Origin of the sequence: Halomonas sp. AOP12-B1-6, from assembly GCF_052379225.1 — a bacterium.
GTDB classification, from domain to species: domain Bacteria; phylum Pseudomonadota; class Gammaproteobacteria; order Pseudomonadales; family Halomonadaceae; genus Vreelandella; species Vreelandella casei.
In genome coordinates this window covers 467,724-490,873 of record NZ_JBQSYK010000003.1, presented here as the reverse complement: position 1 = coordinate 490,873, position 23,150 = coordinate 467,724, and the positions used below count along the sequence as shown (strand labels likewise).

The following is a 23,150-nucleotide window of genomic DNA, read 5'->3' as shown; positions in this document are numbered from 1 at the left end:
GCAGCGATGCGTAAATGGCTAGTGATGGCGCTGCTCGCGGTGGTCGCACTGCTTCAGTATGAGCTATGGTTGGGCAACGGCGGCTGGCGAGATTTGCAGAATGTAGAGCACCGAGTCGCGGTACAGGAAGCGAACAATCTGCCTATGCGTGAGCGCAACGCGCGGCTTGCGGCTGAGGTGATGGATTTGAAAACCGGTCTGGATGCGATCGAAGAGCGGGCGCGCAGCGATATGGGAATGGTGCGTACCGACGAGCAGTTTTTCTGGGTGCCCGGTGTGGCGATCAAAAATGAGCTGATCGGCATTAATGCTGGCTTAATCGCTCCGCAAGAGCCGCCGCCGTGAGTCAGACGTGGCTGATAGTGCCTGCCGCGGGTCAGGGTCGCCGCATGGGCGCCAGTAAACCCAAACAGTATTTAACCCTGTCCGGCCAGCCGATACTGGCTCATACGTTAAAGCGCCTACATGGCGCGTTTCCAAGCGCTCGGCTGGTGCTGTGCCTGGATAATGACGACCATTGGTTTGCCCCTGACTGGGTGCCGTTTGCCCATTGGCAGCGGGTGTCGGGTGGCAGTGAGCGGATGGACAGCGTACTGAATGCGCTGCATGCCATGGAAGCTCAGGATGACGATATCGTGATGGTGCACGACGTGGCGCGGCCCTGCATCACGCACGGTGACTTACTGGCACTTTATCGTGCCGCGGCCAATCACCCCGGCGGTGCGCTGCTAGCAATGCCCGTTGCCGACACTATGAAGCGTGGTAATGATCAAGGCCTGAGCGTGCGCACGGAGTCTCGCGATGGGCTGTGGCATGCGCTAACGCCTCAAGGGTTTCGCTATGCCTTGCTGCGTCGTGCCTTGGAAACGGCTCGCCGCCAGAACACGGTAGTGACCGATGAAGCCTCGGCGGTTGAAGCGCTGGGTGAAAGCCCTCAATTAGTCAGCGGCCGGCGTGATAATTTGAAAATAACGCATCCAGATGATTTAGCCCTGGCTACCGCGATTATTGCGTCCCAGGCGCTTGTCTCCCAAATCGATGAAACGTCAGAAAGGTGCCTGTAATGCGTATTGGCCATGGATTTGATGTACACCGCTTCGGCCCCGGCGACCACCTAATGATAGGCGGCGTCAAACTGCCGTTTGAGCAGGGTTTTGTTGCCCACTCAGATGGCGACGTGCTGCTGCACGCCATTAGCGATGCACTTCTAGGCGCGTGCGCACTGGGTGATATTGGTCGCCACTTTCCAGATATCGACCCCGCCTGGGCGGGGGCTGATAGTCGTGACTTGCTGCGTCATGTGGTGAGCCTTGTGAGAGGGCAGGGCTATGACGTGGTTAACCTTGATGCCACGCTGATGGCGCAGGCGCCCAAAATGGCGCCGCATATCGAAGCAATGCGCGCCGTTATCGCTAACGATATTAATATTGCGCTTGGCCAGGTTAACGTTAAAGCCACCACCACCGAACGGCTGGGTTTTACCGGGCGCGGCGAAGGCATCGCTGCGGAAGCCGTGGTGCTGCTAAACCGAATAGAGACGCTTAATGATTAATATGCCGACATGGCAGCGCTATCTTGATGCTCAGTTCGGCCCTCCACAGCCAGGTCAGTACCGCGCTCAGCCAGAAGATTTCTGGGTGGATGAGCAGCTTGATTTTATTCCAGAAGCCCATGGCGAGCATCTGTGGCTGAGAGTAGAAAAGCGTAATCAAACGACATTAGACGTCGTCAATACGCTGAGTCGGCTGTGCGGCGTTACGCCCCGCGATATTGGTTATTCCGGTATGAAAGACCGCATCGCCGTGACGCGCCAGTGGCTAAGCGTGCATCTGCCGGGTCGCGATGCGCCGGCGGATCTGGAGCAATCGCTTAAATCGCTGGGCGTTACGGTCGTCGAGCAGGTGCGCCATCCGCGTAAACTCAAACGTGGCGTTCACCGCACCAATAGATTCGTGCTGCGGATCAGCGGTGAGGCGATTCATCAAGAGGGCTTTATCCGTCGCTGGGAAACGCTTTGCCAGCATGGCGTGCCTAACTATTTTGGCCCCCAGCGCTTTGGCCCCGATGGGCGCAACCTTCAGCGCGCCGAAGCGTTACTTAACCGAGGTTGGCGAAAGCGCGACGACCGGCAGGGTATGATGCTGTCTACCGCGCGCAGCTTCTTATTTAATGAGCTGCTCAGCGAACGCTTGGCGGATGGCACCTGGTGTCAGCCCCTTGCAGGCGACACCCTGATGCTGGACGGTACGCAAAGCGTGTTTAACATTGAGCAAGCCGATGACACGTTGAGTGCCCGTGCTGCCGCGTTAGATATTCATCCCACTGGGATTTTGTGGGGCGTTGGCGAGCCGAGTCAGGGCGAGATCGCCGGCTATGAGTCACGGCTGTTGCAACAATATGCGGCGCTGTGTGAAGGGTTGGAGCGCAGTGGCGTAAAGCAAGCTCGCCGTGCGCTGCGTATGCGTTTATTAGAGCCGCAGCTTACGTGGGAAGCCGAAGCCGTTCGGCTTTCCTTTGCCTTGCCGCGGGGTAGTTTTGCTACTGCCGTCCTGAGTGAACTGATCGCGGTCAGCTGACGGCGATGACTGAACGGCGGCCATTGCCGGTATATCGAGGAGAGCTACAATGCGGCGACTGCTGCTTTCAAATGATGACGGTGTCCATGCCCCCGGTCTGCGTGCGTTGCATGATGCGCTGTTGGCTCACGCTAATATTCGCGTCGTGGCACCTGATCGCGACCGAAGTGGCGCTAGTAATTCGCTTACGCTGTCGCGGCCGCTCTCATTGACGGCGCTGGATAATGGCTTTTATAGCGTCGATGGCACCCCCGCAGACTGTGTTTATTTAGGTGTTCACGGCGTATGGGAGCAAAAGCCTGATTTAGTGATTGCAGGGATTAATCACGGTAGTAATCTTGGCGACGACGTGCTTTATTCAGGAACGGTCGCGGCCGCCATGGAAGGGCGTAACTTGGGTATGACGGCGTTTGCGATATCGCTATGCGGCGAACGCCATTTCGCCACGGCCGCAAGAGTCGCCTCCACGCTGATAGGCGCGGCGGAGCAGCTTTCGCTACCACCCCGTACGCTGCTCAACGTTAATGTGCCCGACATACCCTGGGAAGATATTAAAGGCGTGAAGGTGACGCGCCTTGGGTATCGCGGGCCGGCAGATAAGCCGTTAGAAGTAAAGGATCCGCGTGGGCGGACGCGTTACTGGATCGCACCCGTGGCGGCGAATGCGGATGACGGTGAAGATACCGACTTTGCTGCAATCGAGGCGGGCTATGTGTCGATTACGCCGCTGCAAACCGATCTTACGCGTCATCCTGCGTTAAACGATGTTCAAAATTGGTTGAATGTTTTTGCCTAACTTATTGCCCGATGAGCTGCGCGGTCGTGGAATGACTTCTCAGCGCACGCGTGACCGCATGGTTGAGCGCCTCATGCAGCAGGGGATCAATGATGCCCGGGTGCTGGATGTGATGGCGAATGAACCGCGTCATTTGTTTGTTGATGAGGCGCTGGCTCACCGCGCTTATGAAGACACTGCCCTGCCTATTGGCTACGGGCAAACGTTGTCGCAGCCATGGATTGTGGCGCGCATGACGGAGCTTGTGCTGCGTACAGCACCGCGCCGCGTATTGGAACTGGGCACTGGCTCTGGCTACCAAACATTAATCTTATCGCGCTTAGTGGAGCAGCTGTATTCCATCGAGCGTATTAATGCACTGCATGAACGTGCCGTGGAGCGTTTGCGTCGGCTAGCAGCGCCGGCAATATTAGCGGTCGCCGACGGTGGTTACGGCTGGCCTGAGGTTGCGCCATTTGACGTTATTTTGCTCACCGCCTGCGCGCAAACGTTGCCCGCTTCATTGTTAGAACAGTTGACTCACGACGGCGTACTGATTGCGCCGTTGGAAGAACCCGATGGCAGCCAGTGGCTTACCCAGGTAAAGCGAATTGGTGGTGCCTTTGAAAAACGTCGGCTTGAACCCGTTCGTTTTGTACCTTTACTGCAAGGAGTAGTGGATTGAAGCGGCGACCCTTGGGGATATTTTTGCGTGGTGCTGGAATGGGCGCCGCCGACGCGGTTCCCGGCGTATCGGGAGGCACGATTGCCTTTATTAGCGGAATTTATGAAGAGCTGATTGAAACGATTAAGCGGTTTAGCCCAAGCGCTATCGGCGTGTGGCGGCGAGGGGGCTGGCGAGCCCTAAGTGTGCATTTGAATCTGGCCTTTCTAGTGCCACTCTTGGCCGGCGTTGGGATCAGCCTGTTTAGCGTCGCACATTTAGCGCTATGGTTGATGGAAGCGCACCCACTGCTATTAGACGGCTTCTTTTTTGGCTTAGTGGCGGCATCGGCGTTAGTGGTGGGGCAAGCGAGCAGTGGCTGGAAGCTATGGTACGTATTGCCACTATTGGTTGGCCTATTGTTGGCCCAGGCCTTGCCAGGCATGATGCCGCTGGTCTTGCTTATTGGCAATGAGGCAGTGGTAGTAATGGTCGCAGGCTGCATCGCCATCAGCGCTATGCTGTTGCCGGGCGTGTCAGGTAGCTTTCTATTGCTGACAATGGGACTCTACGGCACCATCATGGGGGCGATACGTAGCCTGGATCTCGGTATTATTGTGCTGTTTGGAATGGGATGTGTGGTCGGGCTGGCGCTTTTTTCGCGGCTGTTATCATGGCTTCTGCGGCGCCATCACACCTCAACCATGCAGCTGCTACTGGGCTTTATAGTCGGCTCGTTACCGGTGCTTTGGCCATGGCGCGAACTGCTGCGCTATCAAATAGGTCCTGAAGGACAAATGATCCCTCTTGAACACCGCTATTTATTACCCGCTGACTATGCCGTATTGACCGGTGCTTCGGCACAAGTAGTTGGCGTTGTCGCGTTAATGGCTTTTGGTGCACTGATCGTGGTGTTACTCAACCGACATGCAGACCGCCAGCCAATCGATAACAAGCCTGGCGCTGAAAAGGAGTAAGACCTACATGCGTAAAGATTATATACATAAAGTGCTTATGCTATCGGCGCTGACCCTGGCCATTGCCGGTTGCGCTAGCCAGCAGGGTGGTTCGCCTCAAGTGCGTGATTTGAGCGACGCGCGTAATGCAGTAGAAAGTTCGCCTCAATACACGGTGAAGGCGGGCGATACGCTGTACGGCATTGCATGGCAACATAATTTAGACTATCGCCAGCTGGCGGCGATGAATAATATCGCCGCGCCCTACCAAATTCGCCCAGGGCAAACAATTGCTCTGCGTGAAGGGGCTGCTCAGTCAGCATCCGTGGCCAGCAGCCAGCCAGCGGCGACGCCCTCAAGTGGCGGCGGTGCTGTCGCGACCGGCTTGAGCCCACAGACTGCCTCCGTCGCTCGCGATGACCAGGAGCTAGATTGGCTGCTGCCCGATGAGTCTGCGATTCAGCGCAATCAGCGACTGACCGCTGAGCGCAATGCCGTAGACGCGGCAGAGCAAGTCGCTGAAGGATCGACAGGCACCTCGCCAGCAGTTGCCTCTACACCTGAACCGGAAGTCGTCGCCGCTGTTGCTGTTGCTGAGCCGGAGCCATCACCTGCACCCGCTGAACAGCCGGCACCTCAACCTGAGGCTAAGCCAGAGCCCAAGCCAGAAGCTGCGCCGGCCACGCAAGCCGCGAGTGTCGATCGTTCCTCACGGACCTATACGCCTGCCGAAAACATAGCATGGCAATGGCCCACGAATGGCAATGTGGTAGGAGAGTTTGGGCAGGGCGATAGCATCACCGCCGGGATTGATATCCGAGGCGAAAAGGGGCAACCTGTCAAAGCAGCGGGTCCCGGCATTGTGGTCTATGCGGGCAGTGGCGTCAGGGGCTACGGTAACCTCATTCTTCTCAAGCATAACGATCAGTTCCTAAGCGCCTATGCGCATAACGATAGTCTACGCGTCAGCGAAAACGACGTCGTGGAAGCCGGTGAGGTGATCGCCGCCATGGGGGATAGCGACGCCGAAAATGTCAGGCTGCATTTCGAAGTGCGCCGTGACGGGCAACCGCAAAATCCTTTGGACTTTTTACCTTCTCGCTAACCCTCTCGCGGGCAACGTGAGACACAAGTGTTTTGCTTGAAAGTTACCCGAATGGCTGTATTCGAGCGTCATATAACAATTGTCACATAACAATATAGTGAGCGCATTCGTGCGTTCACCTTTGGTCTTCTAAATGGCGGGTAGGCGACATCAGGGGGTAGGGCCATGAGTGTGTTGGAGAAAGATCTACAGGAGGTTGACCTGGATGCTGCGGAAGAAGCGCTTGACGATACCGATAATGAGATTGCGGTAGAAGAAGATGCTTTTGAAAAAGCGCTAGGGCGTGAGGATCGGCAATCGACCCAAAGCTTGGATGCTACGCAAATCTATCTCAACGAAATCGGTTTTTCGCCATTATTGACGCCTGAAGAAGAAGTTTATTATGGCCGCTTAGCGCGTAAGGATGACCCGATGGGGCGCTCACGAATGATTGAGTCCAATCTGCGGCTGGTGGTCAAAATCGCACGTCGCTATCTCAATCGTGGCCTAACGTTGCTGGATCTGATTGAAGAGGGCAACTTAGGCCTGATTCGCGCGGTAGAAAAGTTTGACCCTGAGCGCGGCTTTCGGTTTTCGACCTATGCCACCTGGTGGATTCGTCAAACCATCGAGCGTGCGCTGATGAACCAGACGCGCACGATTCGCTTGCCGATTCATGTCGTCAAAGAACTGAATATTTACCTGCGGGCGGCGCGTGAGTTAACGCAGAAATTTGACCATGAAGCCACTGCGGAAGAAATCGCCGACCATCTTGATAAGCCTGTCGAGGCGGTGAAGAAAATGCTCGGCCTCAATGAGCGCGTGTCATCGGTTGATTACCCAATGGGCGGTGAAAGCGATAAACCTCTTATTGATACGTTGGCCGATGATGAGGTGCAAGGGCCGGAAGCCTGCCTAGTTGACGGCGATGTTAAAGAGCATGTCGATCTTTGGCTGGATGAGCTTAGCGAAAAGCAGCGTGAAGTGGTCGTGCGTCGCTTTGGGCTGCGTGGTCATGAGTCGGCAACCCTTGAAGAGGTGGGGGCTGAAATTGGCCTAACCCGCGAACGCGTGCGCCAGATTCAAGTGGAGGCGCTCAAGAAGCTGCGCCGTTCGCTAGAAAAACAAGGTCTTTCTCTGGAAGCTCTGTTCGAGACTTAAGCCGGCTAACCACAGACTAATAATGTTATTTCGCTAAGCCGGGCAAGTGCCATTAGGTGCTTGCTCGGCTTTTTAGTGCTGAATTTTTTACAATGAAGTCACGTCAGAGAGAAAACACATGCGCCCACTCGTCGCTGAGATTGATCTGGATGCATTACGCCATAACTATCAGCTGGCATGTCGCTGTGCGCCTCACAGTCGCTCAGTGGCAGTTATTAAAGCCGATGCCTACGGTCATGGCGCATTAGAGTGCGCCCGTGCACTGGAGAGCCTTGCTCCTGCATTTGCGGTCGCCTGCATCGAAGAAGCCTTGACGCTGCGCGAAGGCGGTATTACGCAGCCGATCGTGCTACTTGAAGGAATATTCACTGCTAATGAGCTGGCCCTGGTGGACGCTCATGGCTTTTGGATTGCTGTTCACAGTCAATGGCAGGTCGATGCGCTGCTAGCGGCTCGCCCCGATCAGCCGATTCCTGTGTGGTTGAAAGTTGACTCAGGTATGCACCGTTTGGGCTTTGCGCCGCATGAAGCCGAGAATATTTGGCGTCAACTTAAGGCCGCACCTAGCGTAGCGGCGCTGCATTTGATGAGCCATTTCGCCAGCGCGGATGCCCTCGATAATCGCTGTTTCAACCAGCAGATGGAGCAGATACAGGCGCTAGCCAGTGCGCTGGATGCGCCACTGTGTTTAGCCAACTCACCGGCCACGTTGGCCTGGCCGGTTGCGCATGGTGACTGGAATCGCCCTGGCGTGATGCTTTACGGCAGCGATCCCTTAGAAGTCGCCAATGAGGTCACCCAGCAGCTGCAGCCGGTAATGACCCTGCGTTCAAAAATCATTGCCCTGCGGGAGCTTGAAGAGGGTGAGCCGGTAGGCTATGGCGGTAGATGGCGGGCGCAGCGGCGCTCGCGAATTGCCGTTGTCGCCTGCGGCTATGGCGACGGCTACGACCGCCATGCGGTAGACGGTACGCCGGTGCTGGTGAACGGTCAGCGCTGCCCCATTGCCGGAAAAGTCTCTATGGATATGCTCACCGTTGATGTCACCGACGTTCCGGATGCGGCGATTGGCAGTGACGTGGTGCTGTGGGGCCGCGCCCAAAATGGTGAAGTGCTGCGGGTTGATGAAGTTGCCCGCTACTGCGATACGATTAGCTATACGTTGCTAACGGGCGTGCTGCCCCGAGCGCCGCGACGTTATCATGAGTGCTCTGTTTAAACGGTTATTTCTATGTCCAAAACACGTTATCCGCGCTCTTTCGCGCACCCCTATTACTGGCCCACCTGGTTGGCCATTGGCGCTATGTACTTTGTCTCCTGGCTTCCATGGCGGTTAAAAATGGCGATTGGCAAAGCGCTTGGGCTTATCGTATGGCGCGTTGCTAAGCGGCGCCGGCATATTACCCGTACCAATATCAAACTGTGTTTTCCTGAAAAGAGTGCTGACGAGCAGCACCAGCTGGTTAAAGACACGTTTATCGCGAACGGTGTGGGTCTGATTGAAACGGCGACCGGCTGGTGTCGCGATGCAGAAGGCTTGCGGCACCGCGTGGCCTATATAGGCCAAGAGCATCTTGCGCGCGCTCAATCTCAAGGGAAAGGGGTGCTGGTCATCGGTATTCATTTCTCGACGCTGGATTTAGGCGGTGCGCTGCACTCGCTATTTTTCCCCGCTGACGTGGTGTATCGCCCGCATAACAATCCGCTTTTTGAGCGGTTTATGACGCGTGCTCGCTCGCGTATTTTTGGCCAGGCGATTGATCGTCATGACCTGCGAGGCGTGGTAAGGCGTATTAGGGCCGGGCACACTGTATGGTATTCGCCGGACCAAGATTTTGGCCGTGATGTCAGCGTATTTGCGCCATTATTTGGGCAGCAGGCATCGACCATTCGTCTTACTGCAAAAATTGCGCGCATGACCGGTGCGCCCGTGGTACCGCTGATGTTTCACCGTAATCCGGATAACCGGACCTACACTATTGAGTGCCTGCCCGCCTTTGATGGTTTTCCAAGCGGCGATGAGCAAGTAGATGCAGCAAGGGTTAATCAGTTTATCGAGCTTGCTATCCGCAAGCATCCGGAGCAGTACCTTTGGTTGCATCGGCGGTTTAAGACGCGCCCTGAGGGCGAGCCCAGCCTTTACTAATCAGCAAGTCACGCGAAAAAAGCCGGCGAAAGCCGGCTTTTGACGTTTGGTCGCCGCGTTTAATCCAGATTGCGGGAGTAAAAGATTTCCAGCATTTCTTTACGCAGGCGGCTCTCAATATCACGCGCTTCTTCAAACGTGATATCACGGCGCGAGGTGCCGAACAGGTAATTGTCCAGCTCAAAGTCTTTGAGCAGCATTTTGGTATGGAACATATTTTCTTGATACACATTAACGTCCATCATCTGATACGCATGCTTCGTGTCTTCAGCAAGGTAGTCTTGAATGGAAGTAATCGCATGATCAATAAACAATTTTTTGCCATCTACGTCGCGCGTAAAGCCACGTACACGGTAGTCCATAGTAACAATATCTGAATCAAAGCTATGGATTAGGTAGTTAAGCGCCTTTAGCGGGCTGATATGGCCACAGGTGGAAACATCGATATCTAGGCGAAAGGTGCTGATGCCGTTATCAGGATGCGACTCAGGGTAGCTGTGAACCGTGACGTGGCTCTTGTCCAGATGGCCGACCACTGTTTCTGGCAGCGGGCCAGGGCCGGGCTTGATCTGATCCGGAGCGGCTTCGTCTAGCTCATGCTCGGCAATCAGAATTGTCACGCTAGCGCCGTGAGGCTCATAGTCTTGGCGGGCAATATTCAGCACGTGAGCGCCGATAATATTGGTGACATCCTTGAGAATCTGCGTCAAACGTTCAGCGTTATAGAGCTCATCGATATAGTCGATGTAGGCTTCTCGCTGCTCTTCAGTTTTGGCATAGCAGATGTCATAAATGTTGAAGCTCAGCGAACTGGTCAGGTTGTTAAACCCGTGGAGTCGGAGACTGTCGGTCATGCCCGAACCTCCTCAATAATCTCAAAAGAGTGAGTGATGTCGACGCCGCCATTGCTCAACATGATCGACGCGCTGCAGTATTTTTCAGCGGAGAGCCCAACAGCACGCTCAACTTGTTTCTCTTTCAGGCCGCGCCCGGTCACCACAAAATGCACGTGGATCTTGGTAAATACGGCGGGCACGTCATCAGCGCGTTCAGCGTCAAGTTCCGCTACGCAGTCAGTGACATCAGCACGTGCCTTATCAAGAATATTAAGCACATCAAAGGCAGTGCAACTGCCCATGCCCATTAGCAACATTTCCATGGGGCGAGGGCCGGTGTCGCGGCCGCCGTGATCCGGCGGGCCGTCGATCACAACGCTATGGCCACTGCCGGATTCCGCCACAAATTGTCGCCCGTCGGTCCATTTTACCCGTGCTTTCACGTGGCTCTCCTCATCTAGGCGCGAAAGGTAAGTCGCGCAGCATAACATTTCTTGGCCTGCGCGCCTCTCTTCACCGTTTCTCTGAATTATTGCCTTCGCGATAGCCGTTTAACGATAGTCGCTTCACGACGTTGGGATATGGCGGCTAGCAGCGTGTAATTGATTTTCCAGCGCTGCAAGTCGCTCCGGTGTTCCTACATCGACCCAATGGCCTGTGTAATGCTCACCACTCACGCGCCCGCCATTGATAGCGTCTTTAAGCAGCGGGGCTAAAGCAAAGGCGCCCGGTACGTGCCCGGCCAGCAGCGCTGGATGAATCACGCTAATGCCGGCGAAGGTTAAGCGCGGGTGGCTGGTTTGATTGACGCGCCCGGCCAAAATCCCAAAATCTCCATCAATGTGATGAGTAGAATTGTCCACGAGCACTAGGTGCGCCAAGTCGTTGCCCTTTAGCGCTTGCGGGCGAGGAAGTGCTTCACACCATACGTCGCCATTGACCAGCAGAAAAGGCGCCTCGCCAAGCAGCGGCAGGGCCTGCTGGATACCGCCACCGGTTTCTAAGGGCGACGTTTCGCGGCTCCAATGAATGCGCAGTCCATAAGAGTCACCGTCGCCCAGTGCCGCAATGACTTGCTCGGCACGATAGCTCACATTGATAACAACGTCTTGAATGCCAGCGCTACGAAGACGCTCAAGATGATAAGCAATCAGCGGTTTGCCTGCGATCGGCAGCAGCGGCTTGGGGCAGTGATCGGTCAGTGGGCGCATACGCTTACCGAGCCCTGCGGCTAAAATCATTGCTTTCATGCGGCTATTTTCATCTGTATTTGCATCCATTGCTATTAATGAGCTTCCGCTAGCCGCTGAATAATCGCAGGGCGCAGGGTGGTATTTACCCAGTGAGCAAAGGCCGCCTGCTCCGGCAGAGCTAAAAGGCTATCTTCAAGATGATCCAAAAAGTGAGGTAGGCGCTCAAGGTAGCCACTTTTTTGATCGCGTAGCGTTAACCGGCAAAAAATGCCCAGTACTTTCAGTGAGCGCTGGGCAGCCATCGCGTGGCACTGGGTCAAAAACAAGGCCGAGTCTACGCTGCTTGAAAGCCTGCCGTCGCGACGCGCTTGGTGATAAAATTCATCTACGAAGCTTGCAAACTGCTCGCCCGTGAAGCGGCAATAGCGTCCTCTAAGGAGAGAAATAAGATCGTAGCTGAGCGGGCCAGCCACAGCGTCCTGAAAATCGATCATATAAAGACGCTGCTGGTGTACCATCAGGTTCATCGCGTCAAAGTCACGGTGTACGCTTACCACTGGCTGCGCTAGAGCATGCTGTATAAGCTGCTCACGAACTGCCTGCCAGCTTTCTGGCGGTGGTATCGCTAGCCAGGTGCTGAGACACCATTGCGGAAACAAATCGAGCTCGCGGGCGAGTAGCGCCGTATCATAGGCGGGTAATAACGCTGAGTTAGCGCGATTTTGCAGCTTGGCGATGAGCATCAGGGCCTGCGAATGGTAAGCCTGTGTAGTCGCATCGTCGATAAACAAGTCTTGTAGCGGCGTGTTGCCCAAGTCGTCTAGCAGCAGAAAGCCCTCGACTAGATTAGCCGCGTGTACTTGGGGCACCGGCAGCCCGGCGCTGTGCCAGCGCTTAGCAATGCTGACAAAAGGCTGCGAGTCTTCTTGCTCAGGAGGGGCATCCATAAGCACTTGGGTGCTGCCGTCGGGTAGCGTTAGGCGGAAATAGCGCCTAAAACTCGCATCTCCTACGGCAGAGGAGAGAGAAATATCGGCCTTAGAAAGGCCGTTTTGTTGGGCAGCCCACGTGGTGAGGGCGTTAATCCGATATGAGGACATGCAAGCTCCTTGCTGGTCGGGCATCATGCGGGCTGTATAATACCGATTCTGGATGCCAAGGATAACGAACATGGGCAAGCGATTTTCGCGCACGTTGCCGGTTGCGCATACTTTAGTGGGCAGTTTGCTCGCTGGCGCCTCGTTTACGGCGGTGGCTCAAGGTCAAACCATGCCCGCTGAAGCGCTGGATTGGCAAGCCTGGGGAGACGCTGAAGCGTCTACCCAGCTTTGCCGTGGGCGTTACGTGATGCCAGATTACCGCTTGCCAGCCGACGATAACCCCGAAGCACTGTCTCTTGAAGCCAGTGATGTCGATTACGCCGCCAACGGCGAATCGCTGCTGCGCGGTGACGTGGTTTTACGGCGCGGTAATGAAGAACTACAGGCCGAGCAAATCTTTTTGCCTGCCGACCGTCAACAGGTCGATGCTGAGGGCAATATTGCGCTGCGCGACGGGCAAGCCCTGATACGCGGCGAAAAGGCCATGTTAAGGCTAAATGAAGATCGGGCGACGCTGAATAACAGCCAATATGTGCTCTATGATCAGCACCTACGTGGAGAAGCTAGCCAGCTGGAGCAGACGGGCGAGGGGCTGTATCGCTTGCAAGACGCAAGCTTTACGACCTGCGACCCAGGTGAAAATAGCTGGCAACTGGTGAGTAGCAATATTGTTCTTGATCAAGCCCAAGGCTTTGGCACCGCGCGCAATGCGCGTTTAGAAGTTAAAGATATTCCTATCTTTTATTGGCCCTGGCTGCGCTTTCCTATCGATGACCGCCGTCATACCGGGCTGCTGTCGCCCTCCATTGGTTTTTCAGCGGACGGTTTTGACTACGCTCAGCCATTTTATTGGAACATTGCACCTAATCATGATGCCACCATCACGCCGCGCTGGATGACCGATCGCGGACTGCTGATGAATGGCGAATATCGCTACCTGTTTTCTGAAAGCGCAGGCACCGTGGAAGGCGGCTACTTAAACAGTGATAACGGCGGCTCGGGTGGTGACGCTAACCGCTTTGAAGGTGATGACCGCTGGTATATTGATGCGCGTCATGCCGGGCGGGTTAACGAACGTAGTAATTATCAGTTACGCTACGGTGCGGCCAGCGACGGGCGCTATTTTGATGACTTTGGCGGTGAGTTTGGTAACAGTGATCGCGTGAGCATGGAGCGATTAGCCCAGGTAGATTACCGCGGCCAGCGCTGGCAGTTAGACGCTCGTGCACAAGGGTTTCAGCGCTTGGAAGACCCGCTTAGCGATAGCGACAAGCCGTTTTATCGGCTGCCTAGCTTAAGCGCTAACGCTGATTGGCAGTTTAACAGCGGGCTGTATACGGAATGGCGCTCTAACGCGACGTATTTCTGGCGGGATGTAGATGAGCGTCGCGTGCCCGAACGCGAAGCGGCAATTGGTAGCCGACTGCATCTAACCCCGGCGGTAGGCTGGCGGTTTGAGCAGCCGTGGGGCTATGTCGAGCCGCGTACAGAGTTTTGGAACACGGCCTACGAGTTGGACTACGGCGAGCGCGAAACGGATCGTGGTACAACGCCTACGCGCAGCATCGCGCTGACGTCTATCGACAGCGGGCTGGTTTTTGAACGTGAGCTTGCCCTCGGTGGACGAGAGTATCGTCAAACGCTAGAGCCACGGCTCAACTATGCCTATGTGCCGCGTACCGATCAGGCCGAACTGCCAGACTTTGATAGTCGTGAGCGTGCATTCTCTTGGGATCAACTGTGGTCAGCGAAGCGCTTTTCCGGCGCCGACCGCGTAGGCGACTTGAATCGGCTGTCTTATGGGGTTCAGTCGCGGCTGCTGGAAGATGCCTCCGGGCGTGACCGGCTCTCGTTTGGCATAGGGCAAAGCGCTTATTTTGATGAGCGCCGTATCGACAGCGACGGTGATCCCAATTCGCTGCCGGATCGGCCTGAAGATAATCCCAACGTTAACCCTGAAAGCCGCTATCAGGCCACGCGGGATCGCTCGCCGGTGGTCTCTCGGCTAGATTGGCAAATCAATGATCGCTGGAGCAGTGGCTATGAATGGCTCTACGATGATCATCGTGAACGTACCGAACGCTCAAGTGTGGATGTGCGTTATCGCCATCCTGAAGGGCACGTAGTGAACCTTGGCTACCGTTGGGAGATCGAAGGGTTCGACCCCGGCGTTTTGCCTGATGATGACGGCTTTCGCGACTACAGTCGTGAAGAGTGGGATTTGTCGTTTGCCTGGAAAGCCAGCCCTAGCATTGATTTGATTGGCAGCTACCTGCACGATCAGACCAATAATCGCCCGCTTGAGCAATTGGCAGGCGTCCAGTGGAATAATTGCTGCTATGGCCTTCAGGTCGTCTGGCGCGAATGGATAGACGACGATGACACCGCCCGCATTGACGACGATTTTAAAGATCGCGGCTTGTTTTTACGCTTCGTATTCCGTGGTTTAGGCGGCGTTGGACAGGACGCAGATAGCTATTTTGAACAGACCATTCCTGGCTACCGTCCGACTGCACTATAACGACATCCATCGATTGGCTAATGAAAGAGACGTTTGTTATGAAAATGAAAAAGCCCCTGCTAGGCCGTATGAAACAGCTCTCTGCCGGCAGCGTACTGGCGCTGTGTGTGGGTGCAGGCGTTGCGCTCGCTCCGCTTACAGTGAATGCGCAAAATTTCCAGTCTACTCAGCGGCAAGCGTTAGATAGCGTGGTCGCGGTGGTAAATAATGACGTCATTATGCGCAGCAATTTAAATGGACGGATGGCACAAGTTGAGCAGCAGGCTCAGGCTCGCGGTGGCAATCTTCCTCCGCGTTCTCAGTTAGAGAGGCAGGTGCTCGAGCGCATGGTGATGGAAGAAATTCAGATGCAGATGGCGGAAGATGCCAATCTCAGCATTAACGATACCGAGCTAAATGCGCAGGTACGTTCGATTGCTGAATCTAACGACATGACGCTAGATGAGTTTGCCGATGCGGTAGAGGCCGATGGCATCACATTAGCTAGCGTGCGCGATGAGGTGCGCCGTGAAATGCTTATGCGCCAAGTGCAGCAGCGTCAAATCAGCAATCGCGTAACGGTAAGTGATCGCGACGTTGACCGCTTCTTAAGCCAGCAGCCTAGCCAGCCGGGCAGCCAGAACTTTATTGAGGAAAGTCGTGCCCGCCATGTGCTGGTTGCACTGACCCCAACGCGCGATGAAAACCAGGCGCGTGCACGGGCTGAAGACGTTCGCGAGCGCTTATCAGGCGGTGCTGATTTTGCTTCATTAGCGCGCGAATATAGTGACGACAGCGGCAGCGCGCTTAATGGCGGTGAGCTTGGCTGGGTTCGCCCCGGTCAGACTGTACCCGCGTTTGAAGAAGCCATGCGCGGTCTTGATATTAATCAAGTATCTGCGCCTGTGCGCTCGCAGTTTGGTTATCACGTGATCCAGGTTGAGGAGCGCCGCCGTCAGGACGTTACCCAAGAAAGCCAGCGTGAGCAGGTGCGCCAAGCGATTTTCCAACGCCGTGCTAATGAAGAGCTGGAAACGTGGCAGCAGGAAATTCGCTCTCAGGCCTTTGTCGATATTCGCCTCTGATGCCTGCTAGTGCATTGACGAAAGCTAGCGCTGCGCCGGTGGTCATCACCACCGGCGAACCGGCGGGCATTGGTCCCGAGCTAACGCTAATGCTGGCGGCGCAGGGCCTGCTGCCCGCCAATGCTGTGGCCATTGGCGACCCGGAGATGCTGCGCCAGCGTGCCGCCTCGCTGGGGTTGGACATCCCGATTGTTGAATGTTCGCCCGGTGAATGCCCGTTGGGCAATCATCGCTTGCCCGTTTGGCCGGTGGCGCTTAGCGCGCCTGTAACGCCTGGCGTGCTCAACCCTGCCAATGCTGACTACGTGTTAGCCACCTTGGCGCTTGCAGTCGATGCCTGCCAGCAAGGCCAGGCGTCGGCAATGGTAACGGCACCGCTGCACAAAGGCGTGATCATTGAAGGCGGGCACGTTGGTTTTACCGGCCATACCGAATGGCTGCGCGATGCCTGCGGTGTTGATGAGGTAGTCATGATGCTCGCTACTGACGCGGCGCTGCATGCAACGTCGCCAAGCTGGCAGGGCAGTGGTGATCTACGCGTTGCGTTAGTGACCACGCATTTGCCTTTACGCAACGTTGCCGATGCCATCACCTATGAGCGAGTTATTCGCATTAGCCATTTGCTCGCGGCGGATTTGCAGCGTCAGTTTAACATTGCTAAACCGCGTATCGCGGTGTGTGGCTTAAATCCCCATGCCGGTGAGGATGGGCACTTAGGGCGCGAAGAGCTCGATATTATTATTCCAGCGCTTGATGCGCTGCGCGCAGAGGGAATGGATATTCACGGCCCGCTGCCTGCCGATACGCTATTTACGCCTAGGCATTTGGCGGGTGTTGACGCCGTGCTGGCGATGTATCATGACCAAGGGTTGGCCGTGCTCAAATATGCAGGCTTTGGCCAAGCTGCCAACATTACCCTGGGTTTGCCGCTAGTGCGCACCTCTGTTGATCATGGCACTGCGTTAGGGTTGGCAGGCAAAGGCTTGGCAGACCCCAGCAGCTTAAAGGTGGCGATTACGCTGGCGCGCCGTTTAGCCGCGCAGCGCGGTGGGGCAGATAGTTAAGATCGTGCCTCGGCTGCTACCCATACTCCTGATTGAAACTGCTTTCCAAGGAACACCGCTTGATGTCTCATGTGCCCCAGCACCGCGCTCGTAAACGCTTTGGTCAAAATTTTTTACGTGATCTTGGTATTATTTCGCGGATTGTACGCGCCGTTGGCCCTCGCTCAACGGACCGTTTAGTTGAAATTGGCCCAGGGCAGGGCGCGCTGACCGAACCGCTGCTTGAAGCCGCCGGGCACCTGGAGGTCATTGAGCTTGACCGTGATCTAATTCCCGGTTTGCGCGTACAGTTTTTTAACTATCCCGATTTTGTTATCCATGAAGGCGATGCGCTCAAGTTTGATTTTGCTGCGCTAAAAGGCGATGGGCCTGCGCTGCGGGTAGTGGGTAATCTCCCTTACAATATTTCCACACCGTTGATTGTGCATTTGCTAGCGGCTGGCGATGCCATTGCCGATATGCACTTTATGCTACAAAAAGAGGTGGTTGAGCGTTTAGCGGCAGAGCCAGGCGGCACCGATTGGGGGCGCCTTTCGGTTATGGCGCAATACTATTGCCACGTTGAACAGCTATTTATTGTTCCGCCTGAAGCATTTGTTCCGCAGCCTAAGGTTGATTCGGCGATTGTGCGCTTAACGCCTCACGAGGCGCTTCCTCACACCGCCGATGATCCGGCGCTATTATTTGAGTTGGTCAAGCTTGCTTTCGGCCAGCGGCGCAAAACGCTGCGCAATAACTTCAAAGGGCGCGTCAGCCCCGCGACACTGGAAGATCTTGGTATTGATCCGGTGCGCCGGCCGCAGACCTTAACGGTGGCCGAGTACGTTGCCATTGCCAATCGTGTGGCTGCGGATGAGCACGCGAGCGGCGACCAGGGCAGCGAAGGGTGAGTGGTCTAGCGATTGAGGTGGGCGTTGATCCGAGCTACCGCGCCGATGAGTCTAATGATGGGGAGCTGCGCTACGTCTTTAGTTATACCGTCACGGTGCATAACCAAAGCCCTCACAGCGTTCAGCTTATGGCGCGCTACTGGAAGATTACTCAGGGCGGCGGAGACTGCCAAGAAGTGCGCGGCAAAGGCGTGGTTGGCCAGCAGCCGTTAATAGGCCCTGGGCAGAGTTTTCGCTATACCAGTCGCGCTATTCTGCAAACCCCGGTAGGGGTGATGGAAGGTGCTTACACATTGTTAGACACCTCCACACAGCGAGTCTTTGAAGTGCCTATTACACCTTTTAGGCTGGCAGCTCCCCTTCAGCTGCATTAATCGTGGCTCGCTGCTGCGAGCGCTTTAGGCGCTCGTCAATCGGCTGTCTAGATGATCGCAAAGGCGGAGTGCCAGTTGAACCAGCGTCAGCGTAGGGTTGGCGTGCCCGACACTGGCAAACACGCTGGACCCCGCGACATAGACGTTATCCTGAGCAAACAGGCGGCAATCAGGGTTGACGATGCCTTGCTCTGCATCCAGGCTCATGCGCGTGCCGCCCATGTGGTGGCGCCCGGCGAGCTCTCCGTCTGAGGGGAGTTGTACTGGCGTCTCTGCTAGCCAATCTGCCAATTGCAGCCGGCCGAGATCATTCTCTCGCAGATATTCCCCCAGCATCAGCATACTTTCGCGAATCGTGTGGCGATCAAGGTCAGACTGCTGCCATACCAACCGGCTGCGCGGTACGCCCAGGCTATCAACATCATCACTCAGCTCGATATGATTGTCATAGCGAGGCTCTTGTTCCCAGGCGGCTCTTAACACTGCGCCGTGCATCACGCGCCCTTGAGCTTGCCAGGTATGTAGTCGCCCAGCTAGCATCGGTGCTTGCTCAGCAAGCTCATCCACTAATGTTTGGGTGGCCTCAGTGTTCATGCGGTGCAAGCGCAGCCCGCAGTTTAGTATCTGGCGTGAGGCGATGGCCTGTGCATCCGGAGAAAGAAACACATTGTACTCGTCTTCCAAGCCCAGAGCCGCAGGCTCGAACATGAGTGCCTTGCCCACCGTGGCATGCGGGTGCTCCATCCAGTAGCGGCCTAGCGTAGCATCTTGAGGGATTAGCTGACCGTTTGCCTGTTGATTGCACCACAGCAGTAGGCGAGAATTTTCTATGCCACCGCAGGCCATTACAAAGAAGCGCGCCCGCACTTGGCGAGAGTCGCCGGCGTAGTTTTTAAACGTTGCGCTAGTGACTGCGCCGTCAAGCGTTTCCAGCGCTACCAAGTTGGCCGTTAGGCAGCACTGAAGAGTGGCTGATTCGCTAAGCGTGGCGGCATATTTTTCTTTTAGGCGCGTTGGATTGCCGAGCGAAAAGTAGATGCGTTTAAATCCTGACCCAGCGATGGGCTGGTCGGCAGGCAGCGGTGCTAAATCCAGTATGCTGGCAGCGGTGCTGTAATAAGGCGAGATTGCGTCGCGCGCAATTGGCCAAGCTGTCTCGCAGGAAGCCGACTTAGCGGTAAAGTCGTAGCGATCAAGCGGGCGACAAACGCCGCCCCAGTGGTTGGTTGACCCGCCTAAATAGCGTAAGCGCGCGCCATAAAGAGGAATATAAGCGTCGCCGACCGTTTCACCTCGATAGCTGTCCTGGGAGCGCTCGCTGTAGTCGGCATCGCCACCCTCGCAGAGCAATACGCGGTGCCCGCGTTCTGCCAGCGTGACTGCCATTGCAATGCCCGCTGCGCCAGCGCCAATAATGCACACGTCGATTGCGTCACCGTGCTCGCTAATGTCCTCAAAATCAATATACATTAGCGATCACTGTCATTAAGAAGCCAGCCTTTCACCATCATCGGCGTGGGGCGCGCAGACGTTTTAGCGGCAGCGTTGGCGGCAGGCAGTAGTGTGGTGCCGGGTAGCAGTGCCGCACCAATGCCAGCCAAAGTGGCAGCGCGTAGTAGTCCGCGGCGAGTATAGTCCAGGGTCATTTGAGTATCGTTTTCCTTAACGGTCGCTGCGTGTAATGACGATAAGTTTACTATGACTATATAGTGGCGCAGGTGCCGCTTTTTCACCAGTTCATTTGATCAATGCTTAGCCAAAAGAGTGAGCGAGCGTCGCATGCAAGCAGCAGGTGAGATGGTAGTATTTAGGGTAGTATTTAGCCCACTTATTTCATAAAAGGCCTCCCGCATGAGCACCTATGCGATCGGCGATTTACACGGCTGCCACGTTGAATTCGTGACGCTACTAGAACGCATCAGCTTTAATCCCGCGCGCGATACACTTTGGTTAGTGGGTGATTTGATTAATCGTGGCCCCGGATCACTAGAATGCCTGCGCGAAGTACGGGCGCTGGGCAATGCCGCGCGAAGCGTATTGGGTAATCACGACTTTCATTTGTTAGTGCTAGCTCGCGGTGGCGGTAAGCTTAAAAAAAACGACACCTTTAGCCAATTGCTGGACGCCCCTGATCGCGAGGCGCTGTTGGATTGGCTACAAAGCCTGCCGCTTAGCGTTTGTGAAAATAATACGCTGATGACGCACGCCGGCGTGCTGCCCCAATGGAGCGTGGCACAAACCGAGTTGCGAGGGCTAGAGGTCCAGGCCGTGCTAGCGAGTGAAACATCTGGCCAGTTCTTGGCGGCGCTATTTGGCAATCAGCCGGATACGTGGCAAGACGACATCGACGGCATCGATCGACTTCGTTTGATTGTTAATGTGTTAACAAGAATGCGCTTTATCGATGCTCAGGGGCGCTTGGACTTCGCCGCTAAAGAAGGGCTAGACAGCGCTCCGGCAGGGTTTTTACCCTGGTTTCAGTACCCGAGAGACGATGATGCGCAGCTACTTTTTGGCCACTGGGCAGCGCTAGAAGGTAAAACGCCACAGGCGAAAATTTCCGTTGAGGCGCTTGATACCGGTTGCGTATGGGGAGGACGCTTGACCGCGCTTAATCTAGACAGCGGCGAGCGAACTAGCGTGGCGTGCGCTGAAGCCCTCGCATGCTCAGACCGTGCACAGAGCAAGCCGAGGTGGTGATGAAAGAGCAGCATGCCGACCCGCGCTTGGCGGGCCTAAACGTATATCGCGTCGGTGGCGCGGTGCGTGATGCACTGCTGGGTTGGCCGGTGGTTGATAATGACTGGGTGGTTGTCGGTGCAACGCCCGATGACATGCGCAAACGCGGTTTTAAGCCGGTGGGGCGAGACTTTCCAGTGTTCTTACACCCGGAGAGCGCTGAGGAGTACGCCCTGGCGCGCACCGAGCGTAAGTCTGGTCATGGCTATGCTGGCTTTGAAGTGCATGCAAGCCCCGATGTTACGCTGGAAGAAGATCTATTGCGGCGCGATTTAACCATTAATGCCATCGCGCAAAGTCGCCAAGGTGAATTGACCGATCCGTTTAATGGTCAGGGCGATATTGAGCAACGGCTACTGCGGCATGTTTCGCCAGCGTTTAGCGAAGACCCGCTGAGAGTGCTGCGCACGGCGCGCTTTTTGGCCCGCTATTGCTTGCTTGGCTTCACTATTGCTCGCGATACGCTGGCTCTGATGCGTCAAGTGAGCCTAAGTGGCGAGCTTGAGCACCTTGCCGCTGAGCGTGTATGGGTGGAAACCGAAAAAGCGCTGGGTGAGCCAAGCCCTGATATTTATTTCACAGCGCTTGAGCGCTGTGCAGCGCTAGCTGTTTGGTGGCCCGAGCTATCCGGCCAAGCGTTAGAGAAGGGCCTTGCGGCACTGGCTCATACTCCCGCAGGGAGTGCATTAGCCGTGGCCCACTGGCGCTATGCCCAGCTGGTGTCGCCCCTTAGCGTTAATGATCGTGAGGCTCTGGCCGTACGGCTAAAGCTGCCTAACGCGGTGGCCCAGCTGGCCCGCCATACGGCGCTTACCCATGGAATGCTTGGCGATAGATTGGATGGCCCGGGCGTGCTGCACTGGCTGGAGCGCTTGGACGCCTGGCGCAAGCCTTCTCAGGTTGAAGAACAGCTGGCGCTGGTTGCTTTGCTAGCGCCAGAGCACCAGGCGCAGCTTGAGCGCGCTTGGCAAGCCGCTTGCAAGGTAAGCCCGCAGTCGCTCATCGCCCAAGGCTATCAGGGGGCGGCGCTTGGTGGCGCCTTGCGAGAGCACCGCGGCCAGGCTGTGTCGCTAGCCATCACTGCGTGATATGACCCGGCCTCGCCAGGTGAAGTTGATCGGCCACAGGCGCTGCTCACCTAGCTCAAAGGCTTTCCATAGCGCTGCATAAGGGGTGCCGCAGAGAGGGTGGCATTCATTCGGAAGTAGCTCAGCAAGCGGCTGCAAAACAAAGGCGCTATTGGTGATCTCGCTTCGTGGGAGCGATACGCTATCGACAATGCCGCAGGCGTCACCAACGGTTAGCAGATCAATATCGAGCGTTCGAGGGCTCAGTTTAACGGTGCTAGGCAGACGGCCATGCTCAGTTTCAAGCTGTTTGCCCCACGCCTGTAATTTGCCTGGTGCCCAGTCGCTGTAAAAGGCCACTACCGCGTTATAGAAATGGCGGCTGTCGGCAAAGCCGATCGGCTCACTCTCAAATACACGTGAGATGGTAAGTGGGCCGAAGGTGTCAGTCAGTGCATCAAGGCAGCAGCGAATATGCCGAGTTGGGCTAATGTTGCTGCCTAAGCTGACGGTCACCAAGTTCATGCGCGTGGCTCCTGCGTTACCTCTGGCAGGCTGCCACGAGTAATTTCCAAGCCGACGCTGGCAGCGTTGGGAACGGCGCCGGGTTTACGTACCCTTAAACGTAGCCAGGTGATCGAAAACTCCGTTCGCAGGCACTCTGACAAGCGTTCGGCGAACGTTTCGACCAGGGCGAACTGATGCGCATCGGCAAACTGCTGAATACGCTGACAGATAGCCGCGTAATCTAGCGTGAGCTGCAGATCATCGGTGGCGGCTGCAGCGCGAATATCGGTCGCCAGCGTAAGATCTAGGCTCAGCGTTTGCTGAATAGAGCGCTCCCAGTCGTAGGCGCCAATGACGGTATCGACTGTTAACGCTTCAATTAAAATGCGGTCCATCTCACGATCCCCTGCTGCAACAAGCGAGCGATTGTACG

General features: G+C 55.9%; 26 protein-coding genes. 18 read left to right on the top strand and 8 right to left on the bottom strand.

Going from position 1 to position 23,150, the window contains the following annotated elements; genetic code table 11:
* Positions 1 to 6 precede the first annotated feature (6 nt).
* The 11 genes from ftsB to lpxL all read left to right on the top strand — a co-directional run bounded on the left by ftsB (position 7) and on the right by lpxL (position 9,362).
* Positions 7 to 345 (top strand): cell division protein FtsB, encoded by a 339-nt coding sequence (gene ftsB / locus ACT3TR_RS11350; RefSeq protein ID WP_096278475.1) that lies wholly within the window; start codon positions 7 to 9, stop codon positions 343 to 345.
* Positions 342 to 1,064: a 2-C-methyl-D-erythritol 4-phosphate cytidylyltransferase gene (gene ispD / locus ACT3TR_RS11345; RefSeq protein WP_096278477.1), complete on the top strand. Its 723-nt coding sequence runs from the start codon at positions 342 to 344 to the stop codon at positions 1,062 to 1,064. The genes ftsB and ispD overlap by 4 nt, the downstream gene beginning before the upstream one ends.
* A complete protein-coding gene (ispF, locus tag ACT3TR_RS11340; RefSeq protein ID WP_441684269.1) occupies positions 1,064 to 1,552 on the top strand; it encodes a 2-C-methyl-D-erythritol 2,4-cyclodiphosphate synthase in 489 nt (162 codons plus the stop codon). Before ispD ends, ispF begins: the two co-directional genes overlap by 1 nt.
* Positions 1,545 to 2,576, top strand: coding sequence for a tRNA pseudouridine(13) synthase TruD (gene truD / locus ACT3TR_RS11335; RefSeq protein ID WP_096278481.1), 1,032 nt, complete (start codon positions 1,545 to 1,547; stop codon positions 2,574 to 2,576). The genes ispF and truD overlap by 8 nt, the downstream gene beginning before the upstream one ends.
* A gap of 49 nt (positions 2,577 to 2,625) precedes the next feature.
* On the top strand, positions 2,626 to 3,372 hold the full coding sequence (surE, locus tag ACT3TR_RS11330; protein WP_441684268.1) for a 5'/3'-nucleotidase SurE: 747 nt from the start codon (positions 2,626 to 2,628) through the stop codon (positions 3,370 to 3,372).
* The gene (locus tag ACT3TR_RS11325; protein ID WP_096278485.1) at positions 3,359 to 4,036 is read left to right on the top strand and encodes a protein-L-isoaspartate(D-aspartate) O-methyltransferase; all 678 of its coding nucleotides are present in this window, start codon (positions 3,359 to 3,361) and stop codon (positions 4,034 to 4,036) included. Before surE ends, ACT3TR_RS11325 begins: the two co-directional genes overlap by 14 nt.
* Positions 4,033 to 4,992, top strand: coding sequence for a DUF368 domain-containing protein (locus ACT3TR_RS11320; protein WP_444625158.1), 960 nt, complete (start codon positions 4,033 to 4,035; stop codon positions 4,990 to 4,992). Before ACT3TR_RS11325 ends, ACT3TR_RS11320 begins: the two co-directional genes overlap by 4 nt.
* Before the next feature lie 7 nt (positions 4,993 to 4,999).
* Complete coding sequence (locus ACT3TR_RS11315) at positions 5,000 to 6,076, top strand: peptidoglycan DD-metalloendopeptidase family protein (protein ID WP_444625159.1); 1,077 nt, start codon at positions 5,000 to 5,002, stop codon at positions 6,074 to 6,076.
* Positions 6,077 to 6,241: 165 nt separating this feature from the next.
* The gene (rpoS, locus tag ACT3TR_RS11310) at positions 6,242 to 7,216 is read left to right on the top strand and encodes an RNA polymerase sigma factor RpoS (RefSeq protein WP_096278491.1); all 975 of its coding nucleotides are present in this window, start codon (positions 6,242 to 6,244) and stop codon (positions 7,214 to 7,216) included.
* A 118-nt stretch (positions 7,217 to 7,334) separates the two neighbouring features.
* Positions 7,335 to 8,435 (top strand): alanine racemase, encoded by a 1,101-nt coding sequence (alr, locus tag ACT3TR_RS11305; RefSeq protein WP_444625160.1) that lies wholly within the window; start codon positions 7,335 to 7,337, stop codon positions 8,433 to 8,435.
* Between the two features lie 12 nt (positions 8,436 to 8,447).
* Positions 8,448 to 9,362, top strand: a complete 915-nt coding sequence (gene lpxL, locus ACT3TR_RS11300) for an LpxL/LpxP family Kdo(2)-lipid IV(A) lauroyl/palmitoleoyl acyltransferase (protein WP_444625161.1) — start codon at positions 8,448 to 8,450, stop codon at positions 9,360 to 9,362.
* Positions 9,363 to 9,421: 59 nt separating this feature from the next.
* Here the strand turns inward: lpxL and speD are convergent, their stop codons facing one another.
* From speD to ACT3TR_RS11280, 4 genes are all read right to left on the bottom strand, one after another.
* Entirely contained in the window at positions 9,422 to 10,216 is a 795-nt protein-coding gene (gene speD / locus ACT3TR_RS11295; RefSeq protein WP_096278497.1) for an adenosylmethionine decarboxylase, read from the bottom strand.
* Complete coding sequence (locus tag ACT3TR_RS11290) at positions 10,213 to 10,641, bottom strand: OsmC family protein (protein ID WP_096278500.1); 429 nt, start codon at positions 10,639 to 10,641, stop codon at positions 10,213 to 10,215. Before ACT3TR_RS11290 ends, speD begins: the two co-directional genes overlap by 4 nt.
* A gap of 123 nt (positions 10,642 to 10,764) precedes the next feature.
* The gene (murU, locus tag ACT3TR_RS11285; protein WP_444625162.1) at positions 10,765 to 11,448 is read right to left on the bottom strand and encodes an N-acetylmuramate alpha-1-phosphate uridylyltransferase MurU; all 684 of its coding nucleotides are present in this window, start codon (positions 11,446 to 11,448) and stop codon (positions 10,765 to 10,767) included.
* Positions 11,449 to 11,483: 35 nt separating this feature from the next.
* Positions 11,484 to 12,491: an aminoglycoside phosphotransferase family protein gene (locus tag ACT3TR_RS11280; protein ID WP_444625163.1), complete on the bottom strand. Its 1,008-nt coding sequence runs from the start codon at positions 12,489 to 12,491 to the stop codon at positions 11,484 to 11,486.
* A 70-nt stretch (positions 12,492 to 12,561) separates the two neighbouring features.
* On the opposite strand from ACT3TR_RS11280, the gene ACT3TR_RS11275 reads away from it, so the two are divergent.
* From ACT3TR_RS11275 to apaG, 5 genes are all read left to right on the top strand, one after another.
* Positions 12,562 to 15,012: an LPS-assembly protein LptD gene (locus ACT3TR_RS11275; RefSeq protein WP_096278504.1), complete on the top strand. Its 2,451-nt coding sequence runs from the start codon at positions 12,562 to 12,564 to the stop codon at positions 15,010 to 15,012.
* Between the two features lie 38 nt (positions 15,013 to 15,050).
* A complete protein-coding gene (locus ACT3TR_RS11270) occupies positions 15,051 to 16,076 on the top strand; it encodes a peptidylprolyl isomerase (protein ID WP_096278506.1) in 1,026 nt (341 codons plus the stop codon).
* Positions 16,076 to 17,140: a 4-hydroxythreonine-4-phosphate dehydrogenase PdxA gene (gene pdxA / locus ACT3TR_RS11265; protein ID WP_441684285.1), complete on the top strand. Its 1,065-nt coding sequence runs from the start codon at positions 16,076 to 16,078 to the stop codon at positions 17,138 to 17,140. The genes ACT3TR_RS11270 and pdxA overlap by 1 nt, the downstream gene beginning before the upstream one ends.
* Before the next feature lie 62 nt (positions 17,141 to 17,202).
* Positions 17,203 to 18,030, top strand: a complete 828-nt coding sequence (gene rsmA, locus ACT3TR_RS11260) for a 16S rRNA (adenine(1518)-N(6)/adenine(1519)-N(6))-dimethyltransferase RsmA (protein ID WP_444625164.1) — start codon at positions 17,203 to 17,205, stop codon at positions 18,028 to 18,030.
* Positions 18,027 to 18,404, top strand: a complete 378-nt coding sequence (apaG, locus tag ACT3TR_RS11255) for a Co2+/Mg2+ efflux protein ApaG (protein ID WP_441684259.1) — start codon at positions 18,027 to 18,029, stop codon at positions 18,402 to 18,404. The genes rsmA and apaG overlap by 4 nt, the downstream gene beginning before the upstream one ends.
* A 24-nt stretch (positions 18,405 to 18,428) precedes the next feature.
* Here the strand turns inward: apaG and ACT3TR_RS11250 are convergent, their stop codons facing one another.
* Both ACT3TR_RS11250 and ACT3TR_RS11245 read right to left on the bottom strand, forming a co-directional pair.
* A complete protein-coding gene (locus tag ACT3TR_RS11250; protein WP_444625165.1) occupies positions 18,429 to 19,874 on the bottom strand; it encodes a GMC family oxidoreductase in 1,446 nt (481 codons plus the stop codon).
* Positions 19,874 to 20,050, bottom strand: coding sequence for a hypothetical protein (locus ACT3TR_RS11245; RefSeq protein WP_176483375.1), 177 nt, complete (start codon positions 20,048 to 20,050; stop codon positions 19,874 to 19,876). The genes ACT3TR_RS11250 and ACT3TR_RS11245 overlap by 1 nt, the downstream gene beginning before the upstream one ends.
* A gap of 205 nt (positions 20,051 to 20,255) precedes the next feature.
* Here ACT3TR_RS11245 and ACT3TR_RS11240 point away from each other — a divergent pair, with 205 nt between their 5' ends.
* Both ACT3TR_RS11240 and ACT3TR_RS11235 read left to right on the top strand, forming a co-directional pair.
* Positions 20,256 to 21,104 carry a symmetrical bis(5'-nucleosyl)-tetraphosphatase gene (locus ACT3TR_RS11240; RefSeq protein WP_444625166.1) on the top strand — a complete coding sequence of 283 codons (849 nt, stop codon included), beginning with the start codon at positions 20,256 to 20,258 and terminating at the stop codon, positions 21,102 to 21,104.
* Entirely contained in the window at positions 21,104 to 22,231 is a 1,128-nt protein-coding gene (locus ACT3TR_RS11235) for a polynucleotide adenylyltransferase (RefSeq protein ID WP_096278516.1), read from the top strand. The genes ACT3TR_RS11240 and ACT3TR_RS11235 overlap by 1 nt, the downstream gene beginning before the upstream one ends.
* Here ACT3TR_RS11235 and folK read toward each other — a convergent pair.
* Positions 22,214 to 22,735: a 2-amino-4-hydroxy-6-hydroxymethyldihydropteridine diphosphokinase gene (folK, locus tag ACT3TR_RS11230; protein WP_096278519.1), complete on the bottom strand. Its 522-nt coding sequence runs from the start codon at positions 22,733 to 22,735 to the stop codon at positions 22,214 to 22,216. The two genes, ACT3TR_RS11235 and folK, sit on opposite strands and share 18 nt — an antisense overlap.
* Positions 22,732 to 23,112 carry a dihydroneopterin aldolase gene (gene folB, locus ACT3TR_RS11225; protein WP_096278521.1) on the bottom strand — a complete coding sequence of 127 codons (381 nt, stop codon included), beginning with the start codon at positions 23,110 to 23,112 and terminating at the stop codon, positions 22,732 to 22,734. The genes folK and folB overlap by 4 nt, the downstream gene beginning before the upstream one ends.
* Positions 23,113 to 23,150 lie beyond the last annotated feature (38 nt).